The sequence below is a fragment of the Pseudomonas sp. UBA6276 genome (assembly GCF_002438365.1).
Classification (GTDB): Bacteria; Pseudomonadota; Gammaproteobacteria; order Pseudomonadales; family Pseudomonadaceae; genus Aquipseudomonas; species Aquipseudomonas coleopterorum.
Genome location: NZ_DJUS01000091.1, coordinates 1 through 11,675, shown reverse-complemented (window position 1 = coordinate 11,675; position 11,675 = coordinate 1). Strand labels below are relative to the sequence as shown.

At 63.5% G+C, this 11,675-nt stretch carries 13 protein-coding genes; 8 read left to right on the top strand and 5 right to left on the bottom strand.

Features of this window, described 5'->3' with window-relative positions; genetic code table 11:
• From B2V21_RS10650 to B2V21_RS10640, 3 genes are all read left to right on the top strand, one after another.
• The coding region (locus B2V21_RS10650; protein ID WP_286916823.1) for a 5-dehydro-4-deoxyglucarate dehydratase at window positions 1–610 on the top strand (610 nt) is incomplete at its 5' end.
• A 197-nt stretch (window positions 611–807) separates the two neighbouring features.
• A complete protein-coding gene (locus B2V21_RS10645; protein ID WP_049860558.1) occupies window positions 808–1,749 on the top strand; it encodes an AEC family transporter in 942 nt (313 codons plus the stop codon).
• A gap of 45 nt (window positions 1,750–1,794) precedes the next feature.
• Entirely contained in the window at window positions 1,795–3,147 is a 1,353-nt protein-coding gene (locus B2V21_RS10640) for an amino acid permease (protein ID WP_049860559.1), read from the top strand.
• A gap of 10 nt (window positions 3,148–3,157) precedes the next feature.
• Here the strand turns inward: B2V21_RS10640 and B2V21_RS10635 are convergent, their stop codons facing one another.
• From B2V21_RS10635 to gatC, 5 genes are all read right to left on the bottom strand, one after another.
• On the bottom strand, window positions 3,158–4,183 hold the full coding sequence (locus tag B2V21_RS10635) for a calcium/sodium antiporter (protein ID WP_376787099.1): 1,026 nt from the start codon (window positions 4,181–4,183) through the stop codon (window positions 3,158–3,160).
• A gap of 57 nt (window positions 4,184–4,240) precedes the next feature.
• A complete protein-coding gene (locus B2V21_RS10630) occupies window positions 4,241–4,603 on the bottom strand; it encodes a septal ring lytic transglycosylase RlpA family protein (protein WP_056845008.1) in 363 nt (120 codons plus the stop codon).
• Between the two features lie 134 nt (window positions 4,604–4,737).
• On the bottom strand, window positions 4,738–6,183 hold the full coding sequence (gatB, locus tag B2V21_RS10625; protein WP_286916821.1) for an Asp-tRNA(Asn)/Glu-tRNA(Gln) amidotransferase subunit GatB: 1,446 nt from the start codon (window positions 6,181–6,183) through the stop codon (window positions 4,738–4,740).
• Between the two features lie 11 nt (window positions 6,184–6,194).
• Window positions 6,195–7,646 carry an Asp-tRNA(Asn)/Glu-tRNA(Gln) amidotransferase subunit GatA gene (gene gatA / locus B2V21_RS10620; RefSeq protein ID WP_286916820.1) on the bottom strand — a complete coding sequence of 484 codons (1,452 nt, stop codon included), beginning with the start codon at window positions 7,644–7,646 and terminating at the stop codon, window positions 6,195–6,197.
• A 17-nt stretch (window positions 7,647–7,663) separates the two neighbouring features.
• Window positions 7,664–7,951, bottom strand: coding sequence for an Asp-tRNA(Asn)/Glu-tRNA(Gln) amidotransferase subunit GatC (gene gatC / locus B2V21_RS10615; protein ID WP_043186652.1), 288 nt, complete (start codon window positions 7,949–7,951; stop codon window positions 7,664–7,666).
• Window positions 7,952–8,156: 205 nt separating this feature from the next.
• Here gatC and mreB point away from each other — a divergent pair, with 205 nt between their 5' ends.
• The 5 genes from mreB to B2V21_RS10590 form a co-directional block, all read left to right on the top strand.
• Window positions 8,157–9,194, top strand: coding sequence for a rod shape-determining protein MreB (gene mreB / locus B2V21_RS10610; protein ID WP_008371426.1), 1,038 nt, complete (start codon window positions 8,157–8,159; stop codon window positions 9,192–9,194).
• A 136-nt stretch (window positions 9,195–9,330) separates the two neighbouring features.
• Window positions 9,331–10,374 (top strand): rod shape-determining protein MreC, encoded by a 1,044-nt coding sequence (gene mreC / locus B2V21_RS10605; RefSeq protein WP_286916825.1) that lies wholly within the window; start codon window positions 9,331–9,333, stop codon window positions 10,372–10,374.
• A complete protein-coding gene (gene mreD / locus B2V21_RS10600; RefSeq protein ID WP_056845012.1) occupies window positions 10,374–10,862 on the top strand; it encodes a rod shape-determining protein MreD in 489 nt (162 codons plus the stop codon). The genes mreC and mreD overlap by 1 nt, the downstream gene beginning before the upstream one ends.
• A 36-nt stretch (window positions 10,863–10,898) precedes the next feature.
• Window positions 10,899–11,486: a Maf family protein gene (locus B2V21_RS10595; RefSeq protein ID WP_286916819.1), complete on the top strand. Its 588-nt coding sequence runs from the start codon at window positions 10,899–10,901 to the stop codon at window positions 11,484–11,486.
• Window positions 11,487–11,547: 61 nt separating this feature from the next.
• Window positions 11,548–11,675: hypothetical protein (locus tag B2V21_RS10590; protein ID WP_286916824.1), on the top strand; the 128-nt coding region annotated here is incomplete at its 3' end.

Sequence of the window (11,675 nt, the reverse complement as noted above, 5' to 3'; positions counted from 1 at the left end):
GCGCCTGGGCGCCAAGGGTCTGTTGCTGTTGCCGCACTACCTGACCGAAGCCAGCCAGGACGGCGTGGCCGCCCACGTCGAAGCCGTGTGCAAATCGGTCAACATCGGCGTCATCGTCTACAACCGCAACGTCTGCCGTCTGAACGCACCGCTGCTCGAGCGTCTGGCCGAAACCTGCCCGAACCTGATCGGCTACAAGGACGGCCTGGGCGATATCGAGCTGATGGTGTCGATCCGTCGCCGTCTGGGCGACCGTTTCAGCTACCTGGGTGGCCTGCCGACCGCCGAAGTCTATGCTGCTGCCTACAAGGCGCTGGGCGTACCGGTCTATTCGTCCGCCGTGTTCAACTTCATTCCGAAGACCGCGATGGACTTCTACCACGCGATCGCCGCTGACGATCACGCGACCGTGGGCAAGTTGATCGACGACTTCTTCCTGCCTTACCTGGACATCCGCAACCGCAAGTCGGGCTATGCCGTCAGTATCGTCAAGGCTGGCGCCAAGATCGCAGGCTACGACGCAGGTCCGGTGCGCACCCCGCTGACCGACCTGACCGGTGAAGAGTATGAAATGCTCGCTGCGCTGATGGACAAGATGGGTCCGCAGTAAGCTTCGGAACCGCGGTGCGGCTTTCGCGGCCGCTGACCGCTCCTACGGGGATCTTGCAGGTGCTGGGGATCTCTGTGGGAGCGGGGCGGGCCCGCCAAAGGGCTGCTGCATACACACGCTTTGCCAGAATTTCCCCGCCTCATCCCCCTATCCTCGCTATCATTGTCGTCTGACTCCAGGCAACAGGTTCCCTCGGCATGCTCGCCCTATTTCTGCAGACCCTGAACGTGACCGCTCCGGTGTTCGCCATGCTGTTTTTGGGCTATGGGCTGAAGCGGATCGAGTGGATCAACGACAACTTCATCAAGACCGCCTCGGCCTTGGTGTTCAACGTCTGCATGCCGTCCTTGCTGTTCCTGGGCATCTACCATGCCGACCTGCGCTCGGCGCTCAAGCCCGGTTTGCTGGTGTATTTCGTGGTGGCCACGGTGGGCAGCTTCGCCATCGCCTGGTGGATCGCCACCAAGCGTTGTCCGGAGGTCGATCGCGGCGTCTTCACCCAAGGCGCATTTCGCGGCAACAACGGCGTCATTGGCCTGGCTCTGGCCGGCAGCATGTATGGTGACTACGGCATCTCTCTGGGCTCGATCCTCGCGGGCCTGGTGATCGTGCTCTACAACTCGTTGTCCGTCGTGGTGCTGGCGATCTACAGCCCCAACATCAAGTCCGACCCCTTGAGCATCTGCAAGAGCATCCTGGTCAACCCGCTGATCATCAGCGTGGTCACGGCCGTGCCCTTCGCCTGGCTGCAGGTGCCCATCCCCAACTGGATCCTGACCTCTGCCGATTATGTCGCGCAGATGAGCCTGCCGCTGGCACTGATCTGCATCGGCGGCACCCTGTCACTGGCCGCCTTGCGCAGCAGCGGTTCGGTGGCCCTGAGCGCCAGCGCGGTGAAAATGATCCTGCTGCCGATCGTCGGTACATTCGGTGCCTGGCTGTTGGGCTTTCGCGGGGCGGAACTGGGCATTCTGTTCCTGTATATTGGCGCTCCTTCGGCCTCGGTCGGTTATGTCATGGTGCGGGCCAGCGGCGGCAACTATTCGCTCGCCGCCGCCATCATCGTGATCACCACCCTGGCGGCGGCCATCACCACCAATATCGGAATTTTCCTGTTGCAGTGGGGCGGCTGGATCTAGACGCTGCTTGCCCACCGGCAAGCATTTACCCGCTAAGGAACCGCAATGGATGATCAATCCACCCCCGAAGGTCTGCATCGGGGTCTGAAAAACAGGCATATCCAGCTCATTGCCCTGGGCGGCGCCATCGGCACCGGCCTGTTTCTGGGCATTGCCCAGACCATCGGCATGGCCGGCCCTTCGGTGATCCTGGGCTACGCCATCGGCGGCCTCATCGCTTTCTTCATCATGCGTCAACTCGGTGAGATGGTCGTCGAGGAACCGGTCACCGGGACCTTCAGCCATTTCGCCAACCGCTACTGGAGTGGCCTGGCCGGCTTCATGTCCGGCTGGAACTACTGGGTGCTGTACGTGCTGGTGGGCATGGCCGAGCTGACCGCCGTGGGCATCTACATCAAGTACTGGTGGCCGGACGTGCCCACCTGGGCCTCGGCCGCGGTGTTCTTCGTGCTGATCAACGCGATCAACATGTTCCAGGTGAAGATCTATGGCGAGATGGAGTTCTGGTTCTCGTTGATCAAGGTGGCGGCCATCGTCAGCATGATCGGCTTCGGCGCCTGGATGCTGGCCACCGGCAATGGCGGGCCCGATGCCAGCGTCGCCAACCTCTGGCAATATGGCGGCTTCTTCCCCAACGGCATCGGGGGCCTGACCTTGGCCATGGCGGTGATCATGTTCTCCTTCGGCGGTTTGGAACTGGTCGGCATCACCGCCGCCGAAGCCGATGATCCCAAGCGCAGCATACCCAAGGCCACCAACCAGGTGATCTACCGCATCCTGCTGTTCTACGTGGGTGCCTTGACCATCCTGCTGTCGCTGTACCCGTGGCAAAAAGTAGTCGAGGGCGGCAGTCCATTCGTGATGATCTTCCACGCGCTGGACAGCAACGTAGTGGCCACCGTACTCAATGTGGTGGTGCTGACCGCAGCGCTGTCGGTCTACAACAGCTGCGTCTACTGCAACAGCCGCATGTTGTTCGGCCTGGCGGTGCAGGGTGACGCACCCAAGACCCTGCTCAAGGTCAACCGTCGTGGCGTGCCCATGAAAGCACTGGGGATTTCCGCGCTGGCAACCGGCTTGAGCGTGCTCATCAACTACCTGATGCCGGGCGAGGCGTTTGGCTTGCTGATGGCGCTGGCCGTGTCTGCGCTGGTCATCAACTGGGGCATCATCAGTATCACGCACTTGAAGTTCCGCAAGGCCATGCGCGCCAACGGTCATGCAACGTTCTTTCCGAGCTGGGGTTACCCGATCACCAACTGGGTATGCCTGGCGTTCCTGGCAGCGATTCTGGTGATCATGTACATGACCCCAGGCATCCGCATTTCGGTGTTGTTGATTCCCGTATGGCTCGGGGTACTGGCCGTGGCCTGGATGTTCAAGAAGCGTCAGGGGTAGGTCGCGTCGTTCAGTGCTGTCGACGCCAGGCGCGCAGGGTGCCCCAGAGTACCACTGCCGCCAGTACTGGCAGCACGTAGAACAGCATCAGCTCTTCCAGTCTCGCCGCCAGCGGCATGCCCGTGGTGAAGGTCACTACATGCAGGCCATAGGCAGCGTAGAGCCCCAGCAGCACCAGCCCCTCGACCCGTGTGACGCGGTATCCCGAGTAGAACAGGGGCAGGCACAGCAGCGTGACGCCCAGCATGACCGGCAGGTCGAAATCCAGCGCATTGGGCGAAACGCTCAAGGGCGCTGGCGCCAGCACGGCGGTCAGGCCAAGCACGCCGAGCAGGTTGAACAGATTGCTGCCGATCACGTTACCTACGGCTATCTCACGGTGACCGCGCAACGCGGCCACCAGCGAGGTGGCCAGCTCTGGAAGAGAAGTGCCGACGGCCACGATGGTCAATCCGATCACCCGATCCGACAGGCCGAAATCGGTGGCCAGTTCCAGCGCCGCTTCCAGCAGCCAGTGGCTTCCGGCAACCAGCAGCAGCAAACCGCCGAGCATCATGCCCAGGCACTTGAGCCAGGGGGCGGTGCCCTGTGGCGTCGCCACCCGGCCCGGATGCCGCGACTGGCGCCATAGCACGCCCAGGTAGCCGACCAGGCCCAGAAGCAGGATGCCACCTTCCAGGCGCCCGAGTTGTTCGTTCCAAGCCAGTCCGAACACCAGCGCGCTGGCACCGATCAGCAACGGGATATCGAGCCGCAGCAGTTGCCGGGACACCCGCAACGGAATGATCAGCGCGGACAACCCCAGGGTCACCAGCAAGCTGAAGATGTTGCTGCCCACCAGGCTGCCCACGGCGATGTCGGGCGTACCAACGAACGTCGCCTGCAGGCTGACCGCCAGCTGCGGCACACTGCTGCCCAGGGCCACGACGCCCAGGCCCACCACCAGCGGCCTGACCTTCAGCGCAGCCGCCAGGCGCACGGCGCCGCGCACCAGCCATTCGGCCCCGGCAATCAGCAGCAACAGCCCTGCGAACAATTGCAGCAAGGTGGGTCCAGGCAAGGTGGCGAGATTGAAAATGACGGCGGCTCCGAGTCAGTCTTGCAGGGTTTGCACGCGCACGCGAGCGGTGCCGCTGCGCAGCATGCCCAGTTTTTCTGCCGCGCCCTTGGACACATCGATCAAGCGCCCGCGTGATTGAGGACCACGGTCGTTGATCCGCACGATGACGTTGCGCTGGTTGGCCAGATTGGTCACCACCACCCGGGTACCGAATGGTAGCTGGCGGTGGGCCGCGGTCAGGCCGTGCTGATCGAAGCGTTCGCCACTGGCCGTGCGCGCGCCATGGTGGCGTGCGCCGTAATAGGAGGCGACCCCGTCACGGTCGTAACCGCGGGGGTCGATGATGCCGTTCTGGCTGGCGCAACCGGCCAACAATGCAATCGCGCCGGCACACACGACATGACGCCCAAATGAACAAACCCCCCGTAGTAGCGGCGCAAGCCGCGTCGGCGGTATCCCCGGTCCGTCTGAATCACCGCGTCGGAGCCACACGCGGCTTGCGCCGCTGCTACAGGGGGTGCGCTGTTGCATCAACCGGCCAGCTTGCTCTTGAGCAGCTCGTTGACCTGCTGCGGGTTGGCCTTGCCCTTGGACGCTTTCATGGCCTGACCGACGAAGAAACCGAACATCTTGCCGCGTTTGGCCTCGTCTGCCGCACGGTACTGTTCGACCTGCTCGGCGTTGGCGGCCAACACTTCGTCCAGCACCTTCTCGATGGCACCGCTGTCGGTGACCTGTTTCAAGCCGCGCGCCTCGATGATCTGGTCGGCATCGCCTTCACCATTGGCCATGGCTTCGAAGACCATCTTGGCGATCTTGCCGGAGATGGTGTTGTCTCTGATGCGCTGCAGCATGCCACCCAGTTGCGCGGCGCTGACCGGCGATTCCTCGATTTCCACGCCCTGCTTGTTCAGCAGGCTGCCCAGCTCGACCATGACCCAGTTGGCGGCCAGCTTGGCATCGCCGCAGATGCCCACGACCTGCTCGAAGAAGTCAGCCTGCTCGCGGCTCGAAGCCAATACGCTGGCATCGTACGCGGACAAACCAAATTCGTTCTGGAAGCGCTCACGCTTGGCCGGCGGCAGCTCCGGCAGGGTCGCCCGGGTGGTTTCCAGGAACGAATCCTCGATCACCACCGGCAGCAGGTCGGGATCGGGGAAGTAACGGTAGTCGTTGGCTTCCTCCTTGCTGCGCATGGCCCGCGTCTCGTCCTTGTTCGGATCGTACAGGCGGGTTTGCTGAACGACCTTGCCACCGTCCTCGATCAGCTCGATCTGGCGCGCGATCTCGCTGTTGATGGCGCGTTCGATGAAGCGGAACGAGTTGACGTTCTTGATCTCGCAGCGTGTGCCGAACTCGACCTGGCCCTTGGGCCGGATCGAGACGTTGCAGTCGCAGCGCAGCGAGCCTTCGGCCATGTTGCCGTCACAGATGCCCAGGTAGCGGACCAGCGCATGGATCGCCTTGACGTAGGCCACGGCTTCCTTGGCGCTGCGCATGTCGGGCTCGGACACGATTTCCAGCAGCGGTGTGCCAGCTCGGTTGAGGTCGATACCCGTGCTGCCGCTGAAGTCCTCGTGCAGGCTCTTGCCGGCGTCCTCTTCCAGGTGCGCGCGGGTCACGCCGATGCGCTTGACCGTGCCGTCTTCCAGGGTGATGTCCAGGTGGCCCTTGCCGACGATCGGCAGCTCCATCTGGCTGATCTGGTAGCCCTTGGGCAGATCAGGGTAGAAGTAGTTCTTGCGCGCGAACACGTTGTGCTGGCCGATCTCGGCATCGATGGCCAGACCGAACATCACGGCCATGCGCACGGCTTCCTGGTTGAGCACCGGCAGCACGCCGGGCATGCCCAGGTCGACCAGGCTGGCCTGGGTGTTCGGCTCGGAACCGAAGGTGGTGGAACTGCCGGAGAAAATCTTCGACTGGGTGGCGAGCTGGGTATGAATCTCCAGCCCGATCACGACTTCCCATTGCATGATGTTTCTCCTTAGAAGCCTTCAGGCGCGCGAGTGTGCCAGTCGGTGACTTGCTGGTACTGGTGCGCCACGTTGAGCAGGCGGCCTTCCTGGAAGTAAGGGGCCAGCAGTTGCACGCCGACCGGCAGACCATCGACGAAACCGGCCGGCATCGACAGGCCGGGCAGGCCGGCCAGGTTGGCGGTGATCGTGTAGATGTCTTCCAGGTAGGCGGCCACCGGATCGGCGTTCTTGGCCCCCAGTTTCCAGGCCGGATTCGGCGTGGTCGGGCTGAGGATCATGTCGACGTCTTCGAAGGCGGCCATGAAATCGTTCTTGATCAGGCGGCGAATCTTCTGCGCCTGTAGGTAATAGGCGTCGTAGTAGCCGGCCGACAGGGCATAGGCACCGACCATGATGCGACGCTGCACTTCCGCGCCGAAGCCTTCGGCGCGCGAGCGCTTGTACAGATCGGTCAGATCCTTGGGGTTCTCGCAGCGGTAGCCGAAGCGCACGCCATCGAAGCGCGACAAATTCGAGGACGCTTCGGCCGGCGCGATCACGTAGTAGGCGGCGATCGCCTGCTGCATGTTTGGCAGGCTGATGTGCTTGATCACCGCGCCGAGTTTTTCCAGCGCCTGGATGCTGGCCTGTACCCGTTCGGCGATGCGCGGGTCGAGGCCGGCACCGAAGTATTCCTTCGGCACGCCGATGCGCAGACCCTGCAGGGAGTCGCCCAGGGTGGCGCTGTAGTCCGGAACCGGCTCATCGATACTGGTGGAGTCCTGCGGATCGAAGCCCGCCATGCCTTGCAGGAGCAGGGCGCAGTCTTCGGCGTTGCGCGCCAGCACGCCGGCCTGATCGAGGCTGGAGGCGTAGGCGATCATGCCCCAGCGCGACACCCGGCCGTAGGTCGGTTTGATGCCGGTGAGATTGGTGAAGGCGGCGGGTTGGCGAATCGAGCCGCCGGTGTCGGTACCTGTGGCCACTGGCAGCAGACGCGCGGCCACGGCCGCAGCCGAACCGCCCGACGAGCCGCCGGGCACATGCGCCAGGTTCCAGGGGTTCTTCACCGCGCCGTAGTGGCTGTTCTCGTTGGCCGAGCCCATGGCGAATTCGTCCATGTTCAGCTTGCCCAGTGTGACCGCGCCGGCCGCATTGAGCTTGGCCACCACGGTGGCGTCGTAGGGCGCCTCGAAGTTGTCCAGCATCCTGGACCCGCAGCTGGTGCGGATGCCTTGGGTGCAGAACAGATCCTTGTGGGCCAGCGGCACGCCCAGCAGGGCACCGCTTTCACCGTTGGCGCGGCGCACATCGGCGGCCTGTGCCTGGGCAATGGCGTGCTCGGGGGTGACGGTGATGAAGCTGTTGAGCTGCGGGTCCAGCCGGGCGATGCGCGCCAGCAGGGTGCGGGTCAACTCTTCGGCGGAAAATTTCTTGTCGGCGAGTCCGCGGGCGATCTCGGCCAGTGTCAGTTGATGCATGGCAGGCTCTTTTCCCTTTACTCGATGACTTTCGGAACCAGGTACAGGCCGTTCTCGACCGCCGGCGCAATGGCCTGGTAGGCGTCGCGTTGGTTGCGTTCGGTCACCTGGTCGGCGCGCAGCCGCTGGCTCGCTTCCAGTGGGTGGGCCAGGGGTTCGATGCCGCGGGTGTCGACCGCTTGCATCTGGTCGACCAGGCCCAGAATGCTGTTCAGTGCTTCGATGGTGCGTGGCAGATCGGCGTCATTCAGGCCCAGACGGGCCAGGTGAGCGATCTTTTCCACGTCGCAGCGTTCAAGCGCCATGGGGGTCTCCGGTGGAAAATGAAATACGGCAGGGCCGTGGTTTTGGGGAACACAATCGCACTTTTGCGGTCATATGGCCGCGATCGAGTGCAGGCGTGCCCGGAAAAACAGCCAATTTAACATATTGGCGCCTTGCCCAAAATCCCCGCCGTTGTTAGAGTTTGCCGCACTTTTTTACCCACGCGTTGCCTAGGGTCCTTTTCCCATGTTCAAGAAACTGCGTGGCATGTTTTCCAGCGATCTTTCCATCGACCTGGGCACTGCCAACACCCTTATTTACGTGCGTGAGCGCGGTATCGTTCTGAATGAGCCATCGGTTGTGGCCATTCGGACCCACGGTAATCAGAAAAGTGTCGTTGCGGTCGGTACCGAAGCCAAGCGCATGCTCGGTCGTACACCCGGCAACATCGCCGCCATTCGCCCCATGAAGGACGGCGTCATCGCCGACTTCAGCGTCTGCGAAAAGATGCTGCAATATTTCATCAACAAGGTGCACGAAAACAGCTTCCTGCAGCCCAGCCCGCGCGTGCTGATCTGTGTGCCTTGCAAGTCCACCCAGGTGGAGCGTCGTGCCATCCGTGAATCGGCGCTCGGCGCCGGTGCCCGCGAAGTGTTCCTGATCGAAGAGCCCATGGCAGCCGCCATCGGTGCCGGTTTGCCGGTCGAGGAAGCACGCGGTTCGATGGTCGTCGACATCGGCGGTGGTACCACCGAAATCGCCCTGATCTCGCTCAATGGCGTGGTTTACGCCGAGTCCGTGCGCGTGGGCGGCGACCGCTTCGACGAAGCCATCGTCACCTACGTGCGTCGCAACTACGGCAGCCTGATCGGCGAATCCACCGCCGAGCGCATCAAGCAGGAAATCGGCACCGCCTACCCGGGCGGCGAAGTGCGTGAAGTCGACGTGCGCGGCCGCAACCTGGCCGAGGGCGTGCCACGCGCCTTCACCCTGAACTCCAACGAAGTGCTGGAGGCTCTGCAGGAGTCCCTGGCCACGATCGTGCAGGCGGTCAAGAGCGCGCTGGAGCAGTCGCCTCCGGAGTTGGCCTCGGATATCGCCGAGCGCGGCCTGGTGCTGACCGGTGGTGGCGCGCTGCTGCGCGACCTCGACAAGCTGCTGGCCCAGGAAACCGGCCTGCCGGTAATCGTCGCCGAAGATCCGCTGACGTGTGTGGCTCGTGGTGGCGGCCGTGCCCTGGAAATGATGGACAAGCACACCATGGATCTGCTCTCCAGCGAGTAACTTCGCGGGAAAGATTCCTGGGGCCGTTTACAGGTAGCGTCTTCGATGCTACCTGTATGCGTCCTGTACTTTCGATCCGGGCCGGTTTGCCGTCACATGAATGACCACATGAACATTTGCCTGGGAGGAGCGGCTTATTAAACCGCTTTTCACCAAGGGCCCCTCACTGGGCGTGCGCCTGTTGGTGCTGGTCGTGCTGTCGGTCGCGCTGATGGTGGTCGACGCGCGCTTCACCCTGCTCAAGCCCGTGCGCAGCGAAATGTCGCTGGTGCTGATGCGTGCCTATTGGGTCACCGATCTGCCACAACGTCTGTATGAAGGCGTTGCCAGCCAGTTTGGCAGCCGCACAGAGTTGTTGGCCGAAAACGAGAAACTCAAGACCGAAGCCCTGTTGTTGCAGGGTCGCCTGCAAAAGCTGGCGGCGCTGACCGAACAGAACGTGCGCCTGCGCGAGTTGCTCAACTCCTCGGCGCTGGTGAACGAAAAGGTCGAGGTCGCCGAGCTGATCGGCATGGACCCGAACCCGTTCACCCATCGCATCCTGATCAACAAGGGCGAACGCGACGGCGTGGTGCTCGGTCAGCCGGTGCTCGACGCACGCGGCCTGATGGGGCAGGTGGTCGAATTGATGCCCTACACCTCGCGTGTGCTGCTGCTCACCGACACCACCCACAGCATCCCGGTGCAGGTCAACCGCAACGGCCTGCGCGCTATCGCCAGTGGCACGGGGAATCCCGAACGCCTGGAACTGCGCCATGTGGCCGATACCGCGGACATCAAGGAAGGCGACCTGCTGGTCAGCTCGGGCCTGGGGCAGCGTTTCCCGGCCGGGTATCCGGTGGCCACGGTCAAGGAAGTTATCCACGATTCCGGCCAGCCCTTCGCCATCGTGCGCGCGGTGCCGACCGCCGCCCTGAACCGCAGCCGTTATCTGTTGCTGGTGTTCAGCGACAGCCGGTCGCCGGAGCAGCGCGCCACCGAGGCCGCGCAGGCTCAGGAAGCCGCCGATCGCCAAGGCGCGGCACCCGAAGCCAGCACTCCGACGACGCCAACCACGGCGCCGGCTGCCGCTGCACCCGCCACACCCGCGCACAGCACCGCACCGGCCGCCACCCCCGCGCACACGACCCCGGCGACACCTTCGCGGTCCGCGCCGGCTACAACACGGGAGAGGCAATAATGGTGGGTACTCGCTCGCGCAATGGCTGGGTCATCTGGGTGACCTTCATCGTCGGCCTGTTGCTTTGTGTGTCGCCGATGCCGCAGTTCATGGAAGTATTGCGGCCGCTGTGGCTGGCCCTGCTGCTGGCCTACTGGACGCTCTCGGTACCGCACAAGGTGGGCATGACCACCGCCTGGGTCCTGGGGCTGGCGCAGGACGTGCTGTTCGGCACACTGCTTGGGCAGAACGCGCTCATCCTCAGCCTCATCACCTTCCTCATCCTGTCCCTGGCCCAGCGCATGCGCATCTTCCCGATGTGGCAGCAGAGCCTGGTCATCCTCGTGGTCTTCGGCCTGGCGCAGTTGGTCCAGCTGTGGCTGAGCGCCTTGACCGGCAATCGTCAACCTACCTTGGCCCTGCTGCTGCCTGCGCTGATGAGCGCTTTGCTCTGGCCGTGGGTCAGCTATCTGCTGCGCGGCTTGCGCAAGCGCCTGGGCATCAACTGACGGGCCCGTGCGCGGCCCGACGCGGAGACGCCTCGCATGTCTACCCTGTACCTGGCTTCCAGCTCGCCACGACGGCGTGAACTGCTGACACAGATCGGCGTCCCGTTCACCGTGGTCAAGGCACCCATCGACGAAACGCCGCAGGCCGGTGAAGGCAGCTTTGCCTACGTACAACGCATGGCCGAAGAAAAGGCCCGCTCCGGCTGGGAGTCGCTGCCGCAGCCAGGCAGCGGTCATGTGCTGGGAGCAGACACGGCGGTCATCGCTCAAGGCTGCATTCTCGGCAAGCCGCGCGACGAGGCCGAGGCCTTGGCGATACTGGCGCTGTTGTCCGGCAGCACTCACGAGGTGATCACCACCGTGGCGCTGTTCGACGGTGCCCGCATGGACACCTGCACAGCGTCGGCGCGGGTCACCTTCCGCCCTGTTGACGAGGCCGAGGCCCGTGCCTATTGGGCCAGCGGCGAGCCGGCGGACAAGGCGGGCGGTTATGGCATTCAGGGTCTGGGTGCAATATTCGTAGAAAAGCTCGAAGGCAGTTATTCTGCCGTCGTCGGTCTGGGTTTGTTCGAAACCGCGGCGCTGCTGCAACGCAACGGCATCGCCTGCTGGCAAGCGTCCTGAGAAGGGCCTTGCGGGCGCGTCATCGCCACTACAATAAAGACACCAGGAACGAGACCCAGCCATGAGCGAAGAGATTCTGATCAACATCACGCCGATGGAATCGCGCGTGGCCGTGGTGGAAAACGGTGTCCTGCAAGAGGTGCATGTCGAGCGCACCCAGCGTCGCGGCATCGTCGGCAATATCTACAA

Bases quoted from the DNA above. Each gene is read 5' to 3' on its own strand.
- B2V21_RS10595 (WP_286916819.1), top strand. From the start codon at position 10,899: ATGTCTACCCTGTACCTGGCTTCCAGCTCGCCACGACGGCGTGAACTG.
- gatC (WP_043186652.1), bottom strand. From the start codon at position 7,951: ATGGCGCTTGAACGCTGCGACGTGGAAAAGATCGCTCACCTGGCCCGT.
- B2V21_RS10645 (WP_049860558.1), top strand. From the start codon at position 808: ATGCTCGCCCTATTTCTGCAGACCCTGAACGTGACCGCTCCGGTGTTC.
- mreB (WP_008371426.1), top strand. From the start codon at position 8,157: ATGTTCAAGAAACTGCGTGGCATGTTTTCCAGCGATCTTTCCATCGAC.
- B2V21_RS10640 (WP_049860559.1), top strand. From the start codon at position 1,795: ATGGATGATCAATCCACCCCCGAAGGTCTGCATCGGGGTCTGAAAAAC.
- gatA (WP_286916820.1), bottom strand. From the start codon at position 7,646: ATGCATCAACTGACACTGGCCGAGATCGCCCGCGGACTCGCCGACAAG.
- gatB (WP_286916821.1), bottom strand. From the start codon at position 6,183: ATGCAATGGGAAGTCGTGATCGGGCTGGAGATTCATACCCAGCTCGCC.
- mreD (WP_056845012.1), top strand. From the start codon at position 10,374: ATGGTGGGTACTCGCTCGCGCAATGGCTGGGTCATCTGGGTGACCTTC.